General features: G+C 41.6%; 19 protein-coding genes, 1 pseudogene and 1 riboswitch. Of the genes and pseudogenes, 4 read left to right on the top strand and 16 right to left on the bottom strand.

Annotated features, from left to right (window positions below):
• Positions 1 to 110: 110 nt before the first annotated feature.
• Both ACI3E5_RS15445 and ACI3E5_RS15440 read left to right on the top strand, forming a co-directional pair.
• The gene (locus tag ACI3E5_RS15445; protein WP_010748429.1) at positions 111 to 1,511 is read left to right on the top strand and encodes a C69 family dipeptidase; all 1,401 of its coding nucleotides are present in this window, start codon (positions 111 to 113) and stop codon (positions 1,509 to 1,511) included.
• 185 nt (positions 1,512 to 1,696) lie between these two features.
• Positions 1,697 to 1,867 carry a hypothetical protein gene (locus ACI3E5_RS15440; RefSeq protein ID WP_010748430.1) on the top strand — a complete coding sequence of 57 codons (171 nt, stop codon included), beginning with the start codon at positions 1,697 to 1,699 and terminating at the stop codon, positions 1,865 to 1,867.
• Between the two features lie 59 nt (positions 1,868 to 1,926).
• On the opposite strand, the pseudogene ACI3E5_RS15435 reads toward ACI3E5_RS15440, so the two are convergent.
• Positions 1,927 to 2,088 (bottom strand): annotated as a pseudogene (locus ACI3E5_RS15435) (MalY/PatB family protein); the annotation flags it as partial.
• Between the two features lie 243 nt (positions 2,089 to 2,331).
• Positions 2,332 to 2,514 carry a hypothetical protein gene (locus ACI3E5_RS15430; RefSeq protein WP_325845141.1) on the bottom strand — a complete coding sequence of 61 codons (183 nt, stop codon included), beginning with the start codon at positions 2,512 to 2,514 and terminating at the stop codon, positions 2,332 to 2,334.
• 165 nt (positions 2,515 to 2,679) lie between these two features.
• Here ACI3E5_RS15430 and ACI3E5_RS15425 point away from each other — a divergent pair, with 165 nt between their 5' ends.
• Both ACI3E5_RS15425 and ACI3E5_RS15420 read left to right on the top strand, forming a co-directional pair.
• The gene (locus tag ACI3E5_RS15425) at positions 2,680 to 3,345 is read left to right on the top strand and encodes an NAD(P)H-dependent oxidoreductase (RefSeq protein ID WP_325845140.1); all 666 of its coding nucleotides are present in this window, start codon (positions 2,680 to 2,682) and stop codon (positions 3,343 to 3,345) included.
• Positions 3,345 to 3,518: a hypothetical protein gene (locus ACI3E5_RS15420; RefSeq protein WP_005226215.1), complete on the top strand. Its 174-nt coding sequence runs from the start codon at positions 3,345 to 3,347 to the stop codon at positions 3,516 to 3,518. Before ACI3E5_RS15425 ends, ACI3E5_RS15420 begins: the two co-directional genes overlap by 1 nt.
• A 96-nt stretch (positions 3,519 to 3,614) precedes the next feature.
• On the opposite strand, the gene dat is transcribed toward ACI3E5_RS15420, so the two are convergent.
• The 14 genes from dat to ACI3E5_RS15350 all read right to left on the bottom strand — a co-directional run bounded on the left by dat (position 3,615) and on the right by ACI3E5_RS15350 (position 17,778).
• Positions 3,615 to 4,472: a D-amino-acid transaminase gene (dat, locus tag ACI3E5_RS15415; RefSeq protein ID WP_325845139.1), complete on the bottom strand. Its 858-nt coding sequence runs from the start codon at positions 4,470 to 4,472 to the stop codon at positions 3,615 to 3,617.
• Positions 4,473 to 4,593: 121 nt separating this feature from the next.
• Positions 4,594 to 5,694 (bottom strand): AI-2E family transporter, encoded by a 1,101-nt coding sequence (locus ACI3E5_RS15410; protein ID WP_010748435.1) that lies wholly within the window; start codon positions 5,692 to 5,694, stop codon positions 4,594 to 4,596.
• A gap of 162 nt (positions 5,695 to 5,856) precedes the next feature.
• Complete coding sequence (locus ACI3E5_RS15405) at positions 5,857 to 6,285, bottom strand: hypothetical protein (protein ID WP_325845138.1); 429 nt, start codon at positions 6,283 to 6,285, stop codon at positions 5,857 to 5,859.
• Positions 6,286 to 6,361: 76 nt separating this feature from the next.
• On the bottom strand, positions 6,362 to 6,778 hold the full coding sequence (locus tag ACI3E5_RS15400; RefSeq protein ID WP_325845137.1) for a GNAT family N-acetyltransferase: 417 nt from the start codon (positions 6,776 to 6,778) through the stop codon (positions 6,362 to 6,364).
• A 212-nt stretch (positions 6,779 to 6,990) separates the two neighbouring features.
• Positions 6,991 to 7,914 carry an LCP family glycopolymer transferase gene (locus tag ACI3E5_RS15395; protein WP_015509793.1) on the bottom strand — a complete coding sequence of 308 codons (924 nt, stop codon included), beginning with the start codon at positions 7,912 to 7,914 and terminating at the stop codon, positions 6,991 to 6,993.
• 1 nt (position 7,915) lies between these two features.
• Positions 7,916 to 8,569: a phosphatase PAP2 family protein gene (locus tag ACI3E5_RS15390; protein WP_015509794.1), complete on the bottom strand. Its 654-nt coding sequence runs from the start codon at positions 8,567 to 8,569 to the stop codon at positions 7,916 to 7,918.
• Positions 8,566 to 9,759 (bottom strand): FtsW/RodA/SpoVE family cell cycle protein, encoded by a 1,194-nt coding sequence (locus tag ACI3E5_RS15385; protein WP_325845136.1) that lies wholly within the window; start codon positions 9,757 to 9,759, stop codon positions 8,566 to 8,568. The genes ACI3E5_RS15390 and ACI3E5_RS15385 overlap by 4 nt, the downstream gene beginning before the upstream one ends.
• A complete protein-coding gene (locus ACI3E5_RS15380; protein WP_034868647.1) occupies positions 9,737 to 10,891 on the bottom strand; it encodes an FtsW/RodA/SpoVE family cell cycle protein in 1,155 nt (384 codons plus the stop codon). Before ACI3E5_RS15380 ends, ACI3E5_RS15385 begins: the two co-directional genes overlap by 23 nt.
• Positions 10,892 to 11,017: 126 nt before the next feature.
• Positions 11,018 to 11,193, bottom strand: a riboswitch (M-box (ykoK) riboswitch).
• Positions 11,194 to 11,480: 287 nt separating this feature from the next.
• A complete protein-coding gene (locus ACI3E5_RS15375; RefSeq protein ID WP_325845135.1) occupies positions 11,481 to 13,376 on the bottom strand; it encodes an endonuclease MutS2 in 1,896 nt (631 codons plus the stop codon).
• 348 nt (positions 13,377 to 13,724) lie between these two features.
• Complete coding sequence (ahpF, locus tag ACI3E5_RS15370; RefSeq protein ID WP_498822074.1) at positions 13,725 to 15,254, bottom strand: alkyl hydroperoxide reductase subunit F; 1,530 nt, start codon at positions 15,252 to 15,254, stop codon at positions 13,725 to 13,727.
• A gap of 9 nt (positions 15,255 to 15,263) precedes the next feature.
• The gene (ahpC, locus tag ACI3E5_RS15365; protein ID WP_005226227.1) at positions 15,264 to 15,827 is read right to left on the bottom strand and encodes an alkyl hydroperoxide reductase subunit C; all 564 of its coding nucleotides are present in this window, start codon (positions 15,825 to 15,827) and stop codon (positions 15,264 to 15,266) included.
• Positions 15,828 to 16,133: 306 nt separating this feature from the next.
• Positions 16,134 to 16,337, bottom strand: a complete 204-nt coding sequence (locus ACI3E5_RS15360; RefSeq protein WP_325845134.1) for a hypothetical protein — start codon at positions 16,335 to 16,337, stop codon at positions 16,134 to 16,136.
• A gap of 152 nt (positions 16,338 to 16,489) precedes the next feature.
• The gene (locus ACI3E5_RS15355) at positions 16,490 to 17,449 is read right to left on the bottom strand and encodes a permease prefix domain 1-containing protein (protein ID WP_005226228.1); all 960 of its coding nucleotides are present in this window, start codon (positions 17,447 to 17,449) and stop codon (positions 16,490 to 16,492) included.
• Positions 17,446 to 17,778: a PadR family transcriptional regulator gene (locus tag ACI3E5_RS15350; protein ID WP_005226229.1), complete on the bottom strand. Its 333-nt coding sequence runs from the start codon at positions 17,776 to 17,778 to the stop codon at positions 17,446 to 17,448. The genes ACI3E5_RS15355 and ACI3E5_RS15350 overlap by 4 nt, the downstream gene beginning before the upstream one ends.
• Between the last annotated feature and the right edge of the window lie 48 nt (positions 17,779 to 17,826).

Here is a 17,826-nt window from a genome sequence, read left to right as displayed (position 1 = left end):
AAAAGGCGAAATTTTTTTGTTCCTCTCTATTGAAAGCATTGTAAAACCATGAGACTATGGGTATACTAGCTTCAATCATTCGTAAGAAGAAATGAAGGAGTGTTGGAAAGATGGATAGAAAAAAAGCGTCCTGTACCACTTTACTAGTAGGAAAAAAAGCATCGATCGACGGCTCGACCATGATTGCCCGCAATGAAGATTCTGGAAGCGGTTCGGAACCGCAAAAATTCGTCGTCATCACTCCAGAACGGCAAGGAAATGAATTTTACGCCGTTTTAAGCGACTGTCGAATCAGTTTGCCAGCAAAATCATTACGCTATACTTCAACCCCTGAAGCAGATGAATCGCAAGGAGTTTGGGCAGCTTCAGGAATCAATGAAGAAAATATCGCCATGACTGCAACAGAAACGATCACAACCAATTCGCGCGTTTTGGCTATTGATCCATATGTGGAAGATGGTATCGGGGAAGCTGATTTCGTCAGCATCGTACTGCCTTACATCCATTCCGCTAAAGAAGGTGTTTTACGCTTAGGGGAACTCTTAGAAACCTATGGGACCTATGAAGCCAACGGGATCGCTTTTTCTGATGCCGAGGAAATCTGGTATATGGAAACCATCGGTGGACATCACTGGGCAGCTGTTCGCATACCAGATGATGCCTATGTCGTGGCACCAAATCGCTTAAACATTGATCACTTCGATTTCGCCTCAGAAATGACGTTGTGTTCGCAGGATCTCGAACAGTTGATTGAAGACTATCAATTAAATCCTGATTTTGAAGGCATTAATCTACGCCATATTTTTGGCAGCTCCTCAGAAAAAGATACCCGTTACAATAACCCGCGGGCATGGTACATTCAAAAACACTTTAGCGGAACAGCCGCTGAACCGATCGATCAAGAGCTCCCGTTTGTATGCTACCCAAAACAAAAGCTATCCGTGGAAGATGTAAAATGGGCATTGAGCTCCCACTTCCAAAATACGCCTTTTGACCCTTACGGTACAGGGAGCGAGACACAAAAAACACAATTCCGATCGATTGCTCTCAATCGCAACCAGCAAGTCCATATTTTACAGATCCGCAACCACGTGCCCGCAGCAATCGCTGGCATTCATTGGCTTGCCTTTGGCCCCAATACCTTCAATGGCGTTGTGCCCTTTTATGCAGCTATCACTAAGACCCCACTTGGCTATTGTGATACGACAAAGACCTACGATCCATCAAATAGCTATTGGTTAGGACGCACCTTGGCGTTGATTGGAGACAGCGACTACGATCGCTATAGTGATCTTGCCAACCGTTTTGAAATGGAAACGATGGCGGCTTGTCGACGCATCCAACAAGAAACTGATCGTAAAGCTTCCGTTGACAAGCAGCCTACTCGTCTGCTTGAAGAAGCCAACGCTGAGATGGCCGAACTGTATTTAAAAAATGCAACAACGTTACTAGGAAAAATGGTGGAGTCTGGCAGTAATAAAATGGCCTTGCGTTTTTCTTTAGCCGATTAGTCAATCGCTGAAAATAAAAGGATTAACAAAAACTTTACATGGAATTGCAGCAATCTAAACATTGCTCTCCTATACTAAAGATACCAATTCGTTTTCTTTTTCCTTGCTGGTACAAATCAAGCAATTGATTTGTACTAGTCCCCCTATTGAAGATCAATTGGTAAAAACCGTTGGGAGGAATGAACATGACTACAAGCATTTATCGGACTGTCACCAACGAAATTGTTAAAGGTGAGATCATCAAGAGCAAGAGTCAGCAAGATATGCTGATCATTCAAGACAAAGAAGGTTATTTCCATGTCGTTGAACCAATCCCCGTTACTACTGCAATGACTCCCCGCACGACGAAAGACTAAAAAACCACTGGCGATCAGAAAGAATACAGGATCTTTCTGATCGCTCAGTGGGTTCTTTTTTATGTCAAACTCAATGTGAATCGCTTCAAGCCATCAATGAGTTTTTCTCGCGAACAGCCAATGTTTAGGCGCAAAAAATTTCTCCCCTCTTTCCAATAGATCTCTCCTGACATAATCGCGACTTTCCCCTTTCGAATCATTCGTTGCTGCAATTCCGCCATCGGCTTTTTTCAGTTGGACTAAGATACTAAAAAGGCTGACTACATTCATTGGCTCTATTCCTATGATAATTAGAAGAATTTCCACATCACATTGTTTCTTCAGCGATTTTCTCTCTACGATTCTTTTTACTTCTTTATCGACCTTTATCAAAGCAAACACCCAAGTTTAAGAAACTTGCCATCCTGAAAAAAAGGACTCACCCTATGAGGGGTGAGCTATCTTAGTTATTTTCTCTGCATCGGTCATCTGTAGACAGTCAATTCTGTAAACTCTTGCCCATTGCCATAGTCACTTGCTTTTGAGGGTTGCTTTCCAGAAATTCGTTGTCGGCAACTGGCAAGTCCATTTTCGACATAGTTCACTGCATTTGCAACGAACTTTATTATAGTTGCTAGACCTTTGATCAAGGGATCATTTGATTCCATCCTCTATTCCCCCATTTCCTTCACGTGTAAGTCGTTACTGACACTTCCTTATCAATGAATATAGACGAAGTACCTTAAATCAAACTAAAAGAGGACCAACACTACGAAAAGCAAAGCAGACTAGTTTCCCTTTCTGGTAAAATATGGTACATGTAGTAGGAAAGGATGATCAATCTCATGATAAAAACCTTAGTGGTGGCTAGCCACCCAGATTTCCACAACTCTCTTTCCCAACGTTTTTTCAGTGAAAGTGCCAAACTTCCTAATGTCACCATACACTTTCTTGATGATTTTTCTGACTTTTCTCTTGCCCATGAACAGGCGCTGCTGCAAAACTGTGACCGTTTGGTTTTACAATTCCCCTTATATTGGTACAGTGTTCCAGCAAAAATGAAAGCTTGGATCGATACGGTTTGGGAAAATTGTGCGCCTGCTTTGGTGGGAAAAGAAATCAGTTTTGCCGTTTCTACTGGTGTTGCTGCCAAAGAATTTCAGTTAGGCGGCCGAGAAAATACGACCTTTAACGAAATTTTGCATCCACTCGTACTGATGGCAAAAAAACACCAAATGACCGTGTTACCCATCGTTGTCCTTGACCAACTGATGTATAAAACGGAAAAAGAAAAGCGTGCCTTTGTCATTGCCTATCAGCAATTATTATCGATGCCCGCTCCCTTTACGTTTGACCAAAAGCAACAATGGTTTGCTGAGAAACTGGCGCATTTGGTTTCTGAAAAACCGCAGCTTGCTCCTTTGCTATCCTTGTTGCAGGAAAACCATGAAACATTGACCGAATTAGAAGATGCTTTAGCTGAATTGGAGGTGCTTTGATGGGTCATGATTGGCTAACACCGCTGATAGAACAATCCATTCAAGAAACCACTGATTACCATGAAAAAGCATTTTTGCAAGAGCTGGGACAGTTGTTACAGCAGCAAGAAACCCGCATCGAATTGAAACAAGGAGAACTTGACGGGAAGTTGTGGAACCCTAGTGAATGGTAAGGAATAATTTTCAACGCAAGAAAAAGCTTTGGTCCCACCCAGCCTTAAAAATACTGGGTGTTGCCAAAGCTTTTTCAGGTGGTTTCTATTGCATAATCACAATGAATCGCTTTTATTCTTTGTGGCAGCGATATACGCTGCTTGCAATTGTTTCGTGATTGAACCCAATACGCCAGTGCCAACGGGTTTCCCATCAATGGCAACGATCGGAACGATTTCCCAAACTGAGTTGGTTAAGAAACACTCTTGCGTGTTGCGTAGTGCCTCAATCGGGACGGGTTCTTCTCGATAGGGAATTTCTAATTGGCGACACAACTTAAGGACCTTCATTTTCGTGATCCCCGGTAACACCAAGCGCCCGTCCGGATGAGTATAGACGATCCCATCAATGACAAACCAGAGATTGGATGCAGATGCTTCTGTAAAAAAGCCATCTCGTTGCAGTAACGCATCATCGAAACCAGCTTCGATCGCTTGATCCAGCGCCAAAAGATTCCCTAACAAACTCAATGATTTGATATCACAATGCAACCAGCGTTCATCAGGAAGGACGGTTGCCGAAAGCCCTGCTTGCTGCATTTCATCTGGTCGGTCAAAGGGGATCACATTTGCCGTCACCACCCCTTTGACCGATCCAGCTGGTGGAAACTCGTGATTTCTCGGAGAAGCGATTCCTCGGGTGATCTGAAGATAGATTTCTCCTTCTGTGATTCCTTCAGTCTTTATGAGTAACTTTAGATTTTCAGTCAATTCGGGAATCGAATAGGGTAACGTTAGCTTAATTTTTTGTGCACTGCTTTCCAATCGAGCCATATGCTCCGCTAACATAAAACAGTGGCCATTATATATTCGGATAACTTCATAGATCCCATCACCATACTGATAGCCACGGTCTTCGATATCAATTCTCACTGCCTCTCGATCAACGATCTGATCATTCCACAAAACCTTCATTTCCTCACTCCTATCGTCGTTTTCGTTTCAATCAGTATAGCATGAGTCTTTCTACCGTGCTATGTGTCATCTAAAACAAAAAACTTGCTGATGAAGATTTCTTCAACAGCAAGTTTTATTGTTACAATGACTCCTTATCGATCACAGAACGTTCTAGTTTACGTTCCTGGAAAAAACGGAGTAGCGTGCCAGACATCGCCATAATGATCGAATACACTGGAAGTGCAACGATCATACCAACAAATCCCAGCAAGTTGCCTGCGATCAATAATAAGAACACCGCAATAATCGGATGGATATGCAACACTTTATTCATTACTAGAGGTGAAACTAGATACGATTCACCCAATTGAATGATCGTGATGCCCACTACCAATAAAATGGCAGTCCGGATATCTAAACTTAAAGCAAATAGAAATGCGGGTGCCGCTCCGATAAATGGTCCGAAGTATGGGATGATATCCAAGACACCGCAAATCAGGCCTAAAAGCAACGCATTCTGCAAACCTAGCAAAGAAAAAATCAAATAACTGGAAACGGCAACGTACGAACATACAAGCAATTTTCCGCCAATATAAGCAGACGCTGCTTGGTGGAAATCACTGCATAATTGACGCATCAATCCTTGGTACTTTTTCGGTGTTTTGTTTGCTAAAAAGTCTGGCACTTTCTCACCGTCTTTAAACATATAGACTAAGAGCAGTGGGATCGTAAACAAAACGATCGCTGAGTGAGAAACGATGGAGATCAAACTCGTCAGACTATTCGTTGCCCCGGTAATAAACTGCAAAGCGAAATTGCTCGCTTGCGAAATATCGATCGAATCAATGAAAGGACCGAAAAGTTCCTCCAAATAGGAATGATCGATGTTATCGATCACCAAATTGATGATAACGGGTATTTGATTGATAAAGCGTCCCATCTCATAGGCTAATGCGGGTCCAATCACCTGAATGATCAAATAGGCTGCAAAAACGATCAACAACAGTGTCGCATACAGCGCAATGCTTTTCTTTTTCGTCCTTCTTTTTACCCAATTAAAGAAAGGCAAAAAGATATAAAAAATAAAAATGGATATCAGTACAGGTAAAAAGACACTAGAAAAGATTGCTTCTAATGGTCGAAAAACAAACAGTATATTTGAATAGATCCAGACGGCGATCCCTAAAAGGCAGACGATCACCAGACCTGCAAAAATTTTTGATTTTTTAAGAAACTCCAATAATTGATCCTCCTGATTCTAGAAAATACGTTCACTTCTTTCAGTTTATCATAATTTTTTAAGCGAATGATCCTTTCGCGAATATTTTTTCAAAAATCCACGTTTTTCATAGGAAACTTTTGAGTAATTTAATTATTTCCCCCATAAAACCCTTCTGCAAAATCAATTTTGATGAGCAGAAAAAGGAACCGAGAGTTGCAAGTGTTTGATACAGTAAGCTGCCACACCGAGCTGGAGTAAACCTAACACTAAGAAAATCAGATGCAAAACATTCCCGCCCCTTAATAAAATCACTTGAACAATGATCCAGATAACTAAACAGATGCCTAAAAGCAATTCCCCATGATACCCTTGGTTGCGCCACAATCGGATAGCTGCCAATAAATTGCCCAATCCTAACACAATTAGCAAAAACACCCCGGGAATCAGAAATGTTGTAAATGGCGTTCCTTGGAGCATGGACGATTCCAACCCAGCAAATGACTGTCCTTTCCTTAATGGCTCAATACTCATAAACGCCAGCATGCTTCCTCCACATGCGCCAACACCAATCACTAAACTTAACACACATAATGCAAATCGCAGCTTCATTTCTCCCACTCCTTCATCAAACATAAAGCCGTTAATAAATTGATCATTCTCAACTAGCGATCGGGTTTCTGGCTATTTACTCGTTTTTAGGTAAATAAATAAATGCTGCAATTTGCTGCGTTTCTACAGAGGAAAAGCCGCAAGACTCATAAAATCGGCGCGTTTTCTCTGTGTTGTCCGTGATCAAAACCTTTTGTCGAATCGATGGATATCTCACCAGCATTTTTTTGAGCAATCGCTGGCCAATTTTTTGACGTTGGAACGCTGGCGCTACTAATAGATCCTGAATATAAAGAATGGTTTGTCCATCGGTTATACATCGAATAAGTCCGACTAGCTGCTCTTCAACATAGGCAGTGATCACCTGTGACTGAGCTAGGCCGTTTAATAGTCGCTCTGGCTCTTTCGTATAGGCGACCCAGCCAACACATTTATATAAAGCGAGAATCTGATTTGAATCCGCTGGTAATTGATCTTTAAAGATGATAGTCATTCTTTTCCCCCCTTGTAACTTTTAACCAAACGATATAGCAACAAATAAAGAGTTAACAGTCCTTCTCCGAACAGGATCTTGCTAGCCTTCAAGCCGAATTGCTTTGCTTGACTAAAGAGTATCCTGAGGAAAAGCAGCTGTCAACTCTAATCACGATTTACTAGAGGAACAAAGAGGAAGTGGTGTTATTACTAATTAAACCCAAGGCTTACTTAATCAAGCATTAATTCGCTTTTTAAACGCTGACTCGTCGCTTGTTGTTCTTCAGGCGACACTTCTTGATAAGAGATACCGTATTCACCTCTAAAGCCATCGCCAGTGAACCCAGTACCCGCCATTTGGTAAGATTCGACAGTAACGAGTGCCGATTGATATTGGGTGAATAGTTGACTCATCTGAGAAAACGTTAAATCTGTTTCACCATTTTCCCCAATAATCGTTAACAGATCCTGAATCCGCATCACGCTTGATAGAGAAACTAATTCATTCGCCAAAATCTCTGTCACTTCTCGCTGACGACGTTGGCGTCCATAGTCACCTTCGGGGTCATCTTTGCGCATACGAGTATATTGAAGTGCCTCCCAGCCATCTAATTCGAGCGTTCCCTCTGGATAATCGATTTTTTCTGCCGTAAAAGCAAACTCATTTTCAACCGTGATTCCACCAATCGCATCGACAAGATCTGCCATCCCATCCATGTTTAAGGAGAAATAATGATGAATCGGTATATCCAAGTATTGTTCGACAGTTTCGATCATCATTTTTGCGCCACCGAATGAATGGGCATGATTGATCTTATCCTGATAGCCTTGCCCAACGATCTCCACATAAGCATCTCGAGGAATACTTGTGAGGGTCGTTTTGCGTGTAGCAGGATTCAACGTCGCTACCATGATCGTGTTTGCCCGGTAATCCGTTTTGCGACGAGAGTCATTGGCGATCCCTAACAAGAGAAGACTTAAGGGCTCGGCGTTTTCGATAACCTCCGCCTCTTCTCGCCCTTCGATCGGTCGATGGATAGACTCCACGACATCCTCTACTTGAAAATACACCCTAATAGCATAGGCGGTTCCGACGGATACGATGCCCATCAACAGTACTAAGAAGACAATTATCAGTTTTTTCGCTGTACTCATTTTATTTCCCCCTACGCACACTTTTTTTGAACGAAAATACAAAAGCAGATGTGATAAAACTGATTCCACTTGCCAACAAGATACTCGCTAACAAGTCACTAGGATAGTGAACCCCAAATAGCAAGCGGCTCATCATAATAAGCAGTAAATAAACCAATCCCAAAAACATAGCTAGTTTTTGGCTAATAGGACGTTTGCCTCTTTTGCCAGAAGCTGTTTGTGCGAAGAAAAAGAGGAGAGAAATAATTAGCGTGGTCGCTAATAGCGTATGCCCACTTGGAAAACTGGCGGACGCCCGTTCCATACTGTCAGCAAACTCCGGTCTTGGGCGATCAACGAATTTCTTGATCACTTGGCCAACACCACTGATTATGATCATATTTCCCATCAACCAAAAACTCTCGATCCGTTTCTTCCGAAGAAACAAAATTGCTGCCAATAGAAAATGAATAGCTGCTATCGGGACGATCGTTGCCGTGCTAGCAAGCGGAACAAAAATCGCTTCTACTGTAGCCGTCCGCCATTGAGGCACGTGGGAAAACAGGGTATCAAGCGTTTGGAACCACTGCGGCTCTAATGCTACAAGGAAAAACAACCATGCGAAACAGCTACAAAGCAGTCCACCTATCACCCCTTGTTTTGCTGTCTTGCTCATGTTAATCCCCTACTTTCTTTTAATGCGTACGATCGTTTCTTCGCTTTAGTCGGAAATTTTTCTAACCCAAAAATAATTCCCATCGCAATACTGATCGCAATCAACGAGGTTCCTCCTTGGCTTAAGAATGGCAGAGGAATTCCCGTTAATGGCAGCAACCCAATCGCCGCGCCGATATTTTCAAAGATCTGAAAGACTAAGCCAAAAACGTACGTGATGGCGATATAGACCGACGCCTTGTTATTCGTTTTTAACGCTGCGAAGATGATTTGATAGATGAGATAAAAATACAAGAAGATCACTAAAGTACTTCCTAAAAAGCCATAGGTTTCACCAATAACTGTAAAAATCATATCTGATTCACGAACCGGCACGTACACTGTCGTATGGGTGTCAGGCGCTCCCAATAAGCCTCCTGAGCCAATCGCCCACATACTGCGAACTTGTTGGAACGCGATAGAGTCTTGGTACGCTAGGGGATCTGCCCAAGCTCGCACTCGGTCTAATTGATACTGCGAGAAATGAAGTCGAAACAAGACACGATTGCCCCATTCCGTAAACACGAGCAGCATTAAAATAGCGCCGAGGGCTGCAATCAAACCGATCACTACGGTCAAAATTTTCCAATGAACACCAGAGATAATAAATAAAGCCCCTAACATCACAATAAACACTAAACTCGTACCAAAGTCCCGTTGCATAAACATCAATAGAAATGTCGGTATACTATAAAGCAAGATCTTAGTGACGTAGATCAAATCAGATTTAATGGTCCGTTCGGCTTTTCGTTTTTCATACACTAAGGTGAGATAGACCATAAAAAGCATAAAGGCCACTTTCATAAACTCTGAGGGCTGAATGGTAAAGTCGCCGATTCTGATCCAGCGTTTGGTAGAAGTCTGCTCAAACATCGTTTGATCGTAGAACCAATGAAGAGAAGCCATCAAACCTAGCGCCAATACATACAAAAGGCCCGAAAAGCGTAAGAGCAGATTGGTTGGGATCAAACTTGTAACGAAGAGCACGATGGCGGATAGAACACAAAAAACGATCTGTCGAAAAACGATCACAGAAGGATCATTGCCATCCATCACAGAAGCTTGATGCTGGACCCAAATGCTTAGCAAAAAAAGCAGAAAAACGGGTAGCAGCAAGGCATAGTTTGCATCATGTCGTTTGAGGAACTTCATTTCGTTTGCCCTCCTCTCGCTCTAATTTCAGGCACATACTAAAGGCAAATGAAAGAATAAAGTAACTGGAGCCACCATAGCTGATAAAGGGTAACGGTACCCCCGTCATCGGCATCAACCCTAAAATACTGGCTATATTGATACTTGTTTGCAACAAAAGTAATGTACTTGTTCCTAGCAATATCAACCCAATCTGAGGGTTTTCAATAGCTGCGGAACGAATAAATAAACGTAAGATGATTACGAATAATAAGCCAATAACAAAAATCCCGAAAAGCAAGCCAAGCTCTTCTACTAAAACGGAAAAAATAAAATCGGTTTCCGCAACTGGTAAAAAGCCTTTTTTCGTAATACTGTTTCCTAAACCCAGACCAGTAAGCCCTCCATTAAATAAAGCATAGTAAGAATGGATCATTTGGAACCCCTGATTGTAAGGGTCGGAGAATGGATCGCCTACTAAGCGAATTCGGTTATATACGTGCATAAAAATATGAGGCAATAAATCATTGTCGCCTAAAAACATGATCAACAGGGCAGCCAAGAATAGACTGATCACTAAGCCACCAAATAAAAGAGCCGTCAGCTTCACGGGGACTTGTACCGTAGTTATCATGACAAATGCTAAAAAAAGCAAAATCATCACACCGGCTATTTTCGGTTGAAACAGGATCAACACACAGCACAAAAACAAAACGAAAAGCGGACGTTTCATTTCCTGCAAGGTGGTTTTTGCAGTTTGAAAGTAATGAGCAAGGTACAAGACCATCCCTACATTCACAATCTCTGATGGTTGAAATTGAATCCCTGCGATCGAGACCCAGCGTTGTGCCCCATTAACAGAGACACCGAAAAAGGGCAAACGAGCTAAGAGCAAGGTAAAGATCCCAAATGCTAGCAGACCGATCGCTAAGTATTTGCTAAGCAAAATCTCTCTTCGCGTCCGCTGAATAATGAATAAAAGAACCCAGCTAAGTAATAAAAAGACCAATTGACGGATAAATAGCGACGCTGGTGGTTGATCTCTCGTTAATAAACGGTATGAACTTGCACTATAAATCATTAAAAGACCGATAAGGCTCAATAGCAAATAAGCTATGATCAGCAGCCAATCGATCTTCTTTTTTTCTATCATTGCTTCCACTCCTCTTGCCTTGGAGTAGGTGTTCAGACGGTACCAGTTATTTTGCTCTATGAGCTTCGTCATCCATCAGAAAGAAAAGCAAAAAAGTCTCACTTCTCTTAGGACGTCAGACTTTAGCAGCAATCTCATCGTCCGAGTTTTAGCACTATACAACGTAAAGAAAGTCATTTGCTCTCTTAGCTATTTTATGAAAAGCCTTAATCCGACAATTCCTGTTTTACACATTGGCGTCTTTCGACGTTTCTGCGCAATAGCTTGTGTTTGTATAGGAGCCTCACCTAACAAGGTTATATGTTATTTTTCAATCCAATATGAATGGTACCCTTCCTCGAATAAAGATACAACCAATTCTCTGTTATTTTTATTTTTCTTTAACTTTTCTTAAAGAATTTAGATATTTCGAATATTTTCTGCTCTATAAAGAAAAAACAACCAAAATAATCATCCAAACAAAGGAACGGCATCGATAAAGGACGTTATTAAAAAAACGAACATTTAAAAAAAGCAGTCCTTTTTCTAGGTGCTGAAAAAGGACTGCTTGCTTGATTTTGGTCTATCGATTGAAAGTTTTCTTAATCTATCAATCCACGGGTCGATTGGTTTGCCGTTCTTGCGCTGCTTTTCGTAACTGCTTCTGCGCTTTTTTAGATCCCCGTTCAATATCTCGAGTAAACTTGCGCTGCGCAAACTCAACGAACAGCTGATCAAGATCATAACCTGCGGGATAGAGCACCTCTCGCTTTGTGAGGAGTTGCAAGCGACGAGCGGCAACGACAAAAAATTGTTTCTCTATTGAAATTTTCGCTTGTCCTTGTTCCAAATACTCATAAAAAAGCCCGCGCTGGTTATGTTCTGTTGAAAAGACCAAGTCTCCTTTTTGAAAAATAAGATCTTTCTTGGCTTCTTGTTGAGGGGGTTGTTTCTTCCCCTTTTCAAAAAGCTGCTTCTCAAAAGAATAGGTTTTATGCTTTAAATATTCTTTTGCTGTTTGGACTACGTCAACAGGGATTGCCATCTTTTCGGCAATCCAAAACGCATTACTATCACCGACTGCATTCGTCAGCAAACGATATTTTGGTGTCAAGGTTTTGGCATCAAAAGCCATTGCCGCTGTTTCGAAATCTTGATGATCGACGGCAAACTGCTTGATTTCACCATAATGCGTTGTTGCGATCATTAAAGCTCCTGAGCGATAGATGGATTCCATGATGGCGATCGCCAAAGCAGCCCCTTCATTGGGCTCAGTGCCGCTGCCGATTTCATCCAATAAAACAATACTGTGTCGGGTAGCATTCTTCATAATCTGAGCAATGTTCGACATGTGTCCAGAGAAGGTACTTAAAGAATTTTCCAGACTTTGTTGATCGCCAATATCCATCCAAAGACTTTTTAAAAACGGAACAGTGCTTTTGCCATTGTGTGCTGGAAATAAGCCATAATGAGCCATGGCGCAAACAAGTCCAACGGTTTTTAAGACGACGGTCTTGCCTCCAGCATTTGGACCCGTGATGACCATGCAGCGGTTTTCTTCGCCAAGTTTTAAAGAAAGAGGAACCGCATCACGCCCCAGCAAAGGATGACGGACTTGATCAAAAAGCAAAACTTCTTCCTCAGTCATAGTTATCGCCTGCCCGTTGATTTCTCGACAATATTTTCCCCGAGCAAAAATAATATCCAGCACAACTAAAATGTCAAGACAGGCAAACACGGCGTTCATTTGTTTGGCGATCGCCCCTGTCAACTCTGACAACACTTGGTATTGAGCGGCTGTTTCTTCTGCTTGCGCCAAGATCAATCGATCATTTAAACGGGCAGCTGCCTCCGGTTCAATAAAGACAGTCGCTCGTTTATTGGAACGTTCGATGATCGTTCCGTTAAATTGCTGTTGAAATTCAGCACGCACAGGTAACGTATATCGGTCGTTCTTTTTGATGACACGATTTTCTTGTAAATAGCGACTTTCCTTAAAAAACTTTGCAAAAACTTTTTTCAGATCAGCTTCATATTTTTCGATCGTACCGCGAATTTTCCGCAATTCTCGGCTGGCATTACTATCAACCTGACCATTGCGAATCTTTTGGAAAATCATTTCGGCGATTTCAGAAAAGTCTTCTAACCCTTGTGCATATTGATGTAATCTTGGGGCAATCGATTGATTCTTTTCGAACAATTGACGGATGATTCGAAAAGACCGTAAAAAGTCTCCATATTCGATAAGCTCCTGTGGTTCTAAAACAAACCCTTTTTCAATTTTCTCCGTATGGTGTAAGACATGCTGCAGCCCCATAAAAGGCACTTGACGACCAGCAGCTAATAGTGCCATCGCTTCAGTGGTCTCTGTCACTCGTTTTTGGGCAGAGTGGATCGTCGCTGCTGGTTTTTCATTCGCAAAGCGCGCTTTGCCGTAATCGCTGATTATTTTTTTACTTACTTGTTCTTTAATTTGCTCAAATTCAGTTGCTTGAGGTATCTTCATGAGTTATCCTTTCTTGTGCCTGAGGATTCCGATCAGATCCCCGTCCAAAAAAGTGTACAAAAAAAGCGATAGTTTCCCATCACCTGATTCATCAATAACGATTTTTATCGGTATCTACAGGCACAACAAATAAACAGTCTGTTTTTGCTTATTTGTTTTAATTGGCTGATTAGATACCTACGACACTCATCAATATACCTCTTTCTTTTTTGAACGAGTTTTTTTCATTGTAATATAGAAGCTGTCCTTCTGTCAACTGCACCCAAACTGCCCTTACAAAAAGAAAAAACGCTCAGCAGCTCCTAGAAACCCCTGAGACGTTTTTTGATTTTAAATGATGCAAGGCGCTTACGAGCGAATCAGGTGATCAAAGGCACCTAATGCCGCAGTGGCACCTGAACCCATTGAAGTGATGATCTGTTTGTATACACTATCGGTACAATCCCCTGCTGCAAAGACCCCTTCAATATTGGTTGCGCCGTGTTTGTCTACGACGATCTCATTGCGTTCGTTTAAAACGATGCGATCTTTTAACCATTCGGTATTCGGCATCAAGCCAATCAAGATGAAGACACCCTCAACAGCTAATGTGAATTCGCCATTCGTTTCGCGATCAACGTAGGTCAATTGTTCGACATGATCGGATCCAGCAATTTCCTTCGTTGCCGCATTCGTAATAACAGTCACATTTTCTAACGTGTTCAAACGGTTTTGTAGCACAAGGTCCGCTTTTAGTTCCGGTAAAAATTCAAGAACATAGACGTGTTTTGCCATGCCAGCTAAATCGATCGCTGCTTCGATCCCAGAGTTTCCGCCGCCAATGACAGCAACCTCTTTCCCAGCAAATAACGGACCGTCACAATGTGGGCAATAGGCAACACCTTTATTTTTGAATTCTTTTTCTCCTGGAACATTGATGTTACGCCAGCGAGCGCCAGTTGCTAAAATGGCCGTTTTGGTTTTTAATACTGCACCATTTTCTAATTCAACTTCGATGACATCATTGCGACGAATATCTTTCGCACGCTGCCCTTTCATCACGTCTACATTGTATTCGTTGATGTGCTCTTCTACCTGACGCATTAATTTTGGTCCTTCGGTATAAGGAGTACCGATCATGTTTTCGATCCCCAGGGTTTCCATTACTTGTCCACCCATTGTTTCGACGACCATCCCAGTATTGATGCCTTTACGCGCTGCATAAATCGCTGCGCTTCCGCCTGCAGGTCCGCCACCGACAACTAACACATCGAAAAGCTCTTTTTCAGCAAAGTCATCTTTACTCGTCGGACCAGCTGCTTTTTCCAACAACTGTTCGATCGTTTGACGGCCGCTTGCAAATTCTTCACCGTCTAAAAAGACGGTTGGCACAGCCATAATTTTTTTCTTGTCAATTTCTTCTTTGAACATCCCACCTTCGATCATGGTGTGACTGATGGAAGGATTTAGCACTGCCATGATATTTAACGCTTGAACAACATCAGGACAGTTATGGCAGGTCAAACTGACATAGGTTTCAAAATGTAATGGCTTATCGATCGCTTTGATGCGCTTTTGAAGTTCTTCGTCAATTTTCGGCGGACGACCGCTTACTTGAAGCAACGCTAAAATAAACGAAGTGAACTCATGTCCTAACGGTAAACCAGCAAAAGCGATGCCGCTTTCTTCACCGGGACGATTGATCGAAAAGCTTGGTGTCCGTTCACTTGCTACAGCTTGGATAGTGATTTTTGGCGACATTTCTGCGATTTCTTCTAAGAATTCACGTACTTTCGTGGAAGAATCATCCTCACCTAAAGTTGCCGCAAAAACAACCTCTGATTCTAGCATCGCGAGATACTGCGTCAGTTGGTCTTTGATTGCCTTATCTAATGCCATGAGAGCCTCCTAAATCTTGCCTACAAGGTCTAAGCTTGGCGTTAAAGTTTCTTCGCCTTCTTTCCATTTTGCAGGACATACTTCACCTGGATGAGTACGGACATATTGTGCAGCACGGATTTTATCGATCAAGCCACTAGCATCACGACCGATACCGTCCGCATTGATCTCAACTGTTTGGACTACGCCATCTGGATCGATGATGAATGTTCCACGTTGAGACAACCCAGAAGCTTCATCTAGTACATCAAAGATCTCTGAGATCACATGAGAAGGATCTGCAATCATGATATATTCGATTTTATTGATGGCATCAGAATGATCATGCCATGCTTTATGAGTGTAATGAGTATCTGTTGATACAGAATAAACTTCTGCGCCTAATTCTTTTAATGATGCATATTGATCTTGCAAATCTTCAAGCTCTGTCGGACAAACAAATGAGAAATCTGCAGGGTAAAAACAAACAACGTTCCATTTTCCTTTAAAATCTTCTGATGAAACATCGATAAATTTTCCATTGTGGTAAGCTTTCGCTTCGAATGAACCAATCTCTTTTCCAATTAATGACATATCATTTCCTCCAATTAGAATAATTATTTGAGAATAATCTCTATTAATTATTAGTATATCTAACTATAAAAAGCAATAGTTTATTCAGAAATAGTCAAAAAAAATGTTATCCTCCTCAGAAATGAGCATATTTATTTCCTATCCAATACAAATAGAGTATAGTTGTACGTTTGACCAATCGTTTCCATTTCAATTCCCTACTTGTTAGATTCTCAATTACACCTCTCATTCTCAATTAAATAAAAAAGATTGCCTCTTCCTATGATTCCTCACCAAGTAAAGTGAGCCATAGAAAAAGGCAATTTTTTATTTAGTATTTAAATAGTTGAACAATCCACTGATCGTTCGATCCCTCAATGTAATCCGCTTACCGTCTAAAAAAACTTCTTCGACTCGGTAATGGTCTTCAAAAGGTGGAACTTCCAAGTATTGACTTGCGAGAAAGCGCTCCGGAGATTCGACTGTTGCTATTTCTTTGCTGCCATTTTTCAGATAATGAATTTCTAACATATTCATTGCCTCTTTTCTTGTATTCTGAACTTTAAAAAAGCATTGAGAGAACCATATTTCTCGCTGTTCTATTTTGATTGGTTCAGTTACAAGGCGTATTATAATCTTCCTTTTTTTAAAAGTAAAGAAAGCACTCTCGATTGAAGTGTCTTCTATTTTTTAGCTTTCGTATGTCCGATAAAGTAGTCCTCTAAGACACCACCAATAACAAAAATGACCCAAGAGTAAGCCCATGCATGAAACATGAAGGACCAAAGCATGTAAACGACCAAAATCACTGGCCAGTAGACTGTTCGAAAAAAGGTAACTCTACCAGCGGATTCGCCATATTTATGACGTGTTGCTCGATCCCCCGGATGGTCTTCGTCGCGAATAAAATACGTCTCAGTTGCCAGCTTCGCAAAGCCTGTACGGATAATACTTACATAAATAATAAAGAACACACCTGCTGCAACCGTCAAGAAAAACAAGGAAATCCCAAATTCAACAGAATAATAAAACAATTCACTTAAAAGTACAGGCGCAATTGATAAAATACAGGCACCAATTCCTAAAACAAGACCAATCCGAAAACTTTTTTCATAATTTGCGAGTTGCTGAGCGGCTTCTCGTTTGGCATCCCTTTTTATTGGACGATCATCCAACTGTTTACGAGCACCGGAAAAGTGCAAGCTGCTAGAGATAATAAAACCGACCCCGATGGCGATAAAAAGAAACATCACCATTATTCCAAAGGTCTCAGCATATATACTAACAAAGAGCATCAAGGCTGCTAGGGATGCGATACAAAAACCGATTCCTATAGATAACGAGAAAGCAAAGTGTCGCACAGTTCCCCAATAATCAAACGCATCGTCTTCTGTGATGGCATCGGACCAATCATCAATCGGCGCTTCTTCTTTTGAAACATTTAACTCTTGCAACAGCTCATCTACGGAACCAAACTCACTGATTACTGCACCGATGGCTTCATGCTCGCTTTTCCCTTGGTGAATCAGTTCTAAGTAGTGGTCTTCCATAATCGCTAAGAGGTCTTCTTTCGCCTTTTTGGTTTCCGGTGTGATGGGTACTGATAAAAATAAGCTGTCTAGATAGTCATGAATGGTTTTCATTTGTCTCCTCCTTGTAAGAACTGGTCAACGACGATCTTTGTCTGCTGCCACTCCAATAGTTTCTCCGTAAGGCTTGCTCTTCCGTCTGCAGTTATCTGGTAATACGTCCGCTTTTTGCCATGCGTCACTTCTCCAGGATATGAGCGGATCAATCCTTGTTTTTCTAACCGAGTAAAAGCGGAATACAACGTCGTTTCTTTGATCACATATAAAGCATCTGTTCCTTCGCGAATACGCTTGGATATTTCATATCCATAAGAATCTTCATTGGAAAGAATGGATAAAATGATTGCGTCGTTATAGCCGCGAATTCCGTCACTCGAGATCACGCAATCGCCTCCTAAATTACTTCATCTGTCGTACTAATTATAAAACAA

This window comes from Candidatus Enterococcus avicola, from assembly GCF_047470845.1.
Lineage (GTDB): Bacteria > Bacillota > Bacilli > Lactobacillales > Enterococcaceae > Enterococcus_D > Enterococcus_D casseliflavus.
This window is presented reverse-complemented; position numbering and strand designations above follow the sequence as displayed.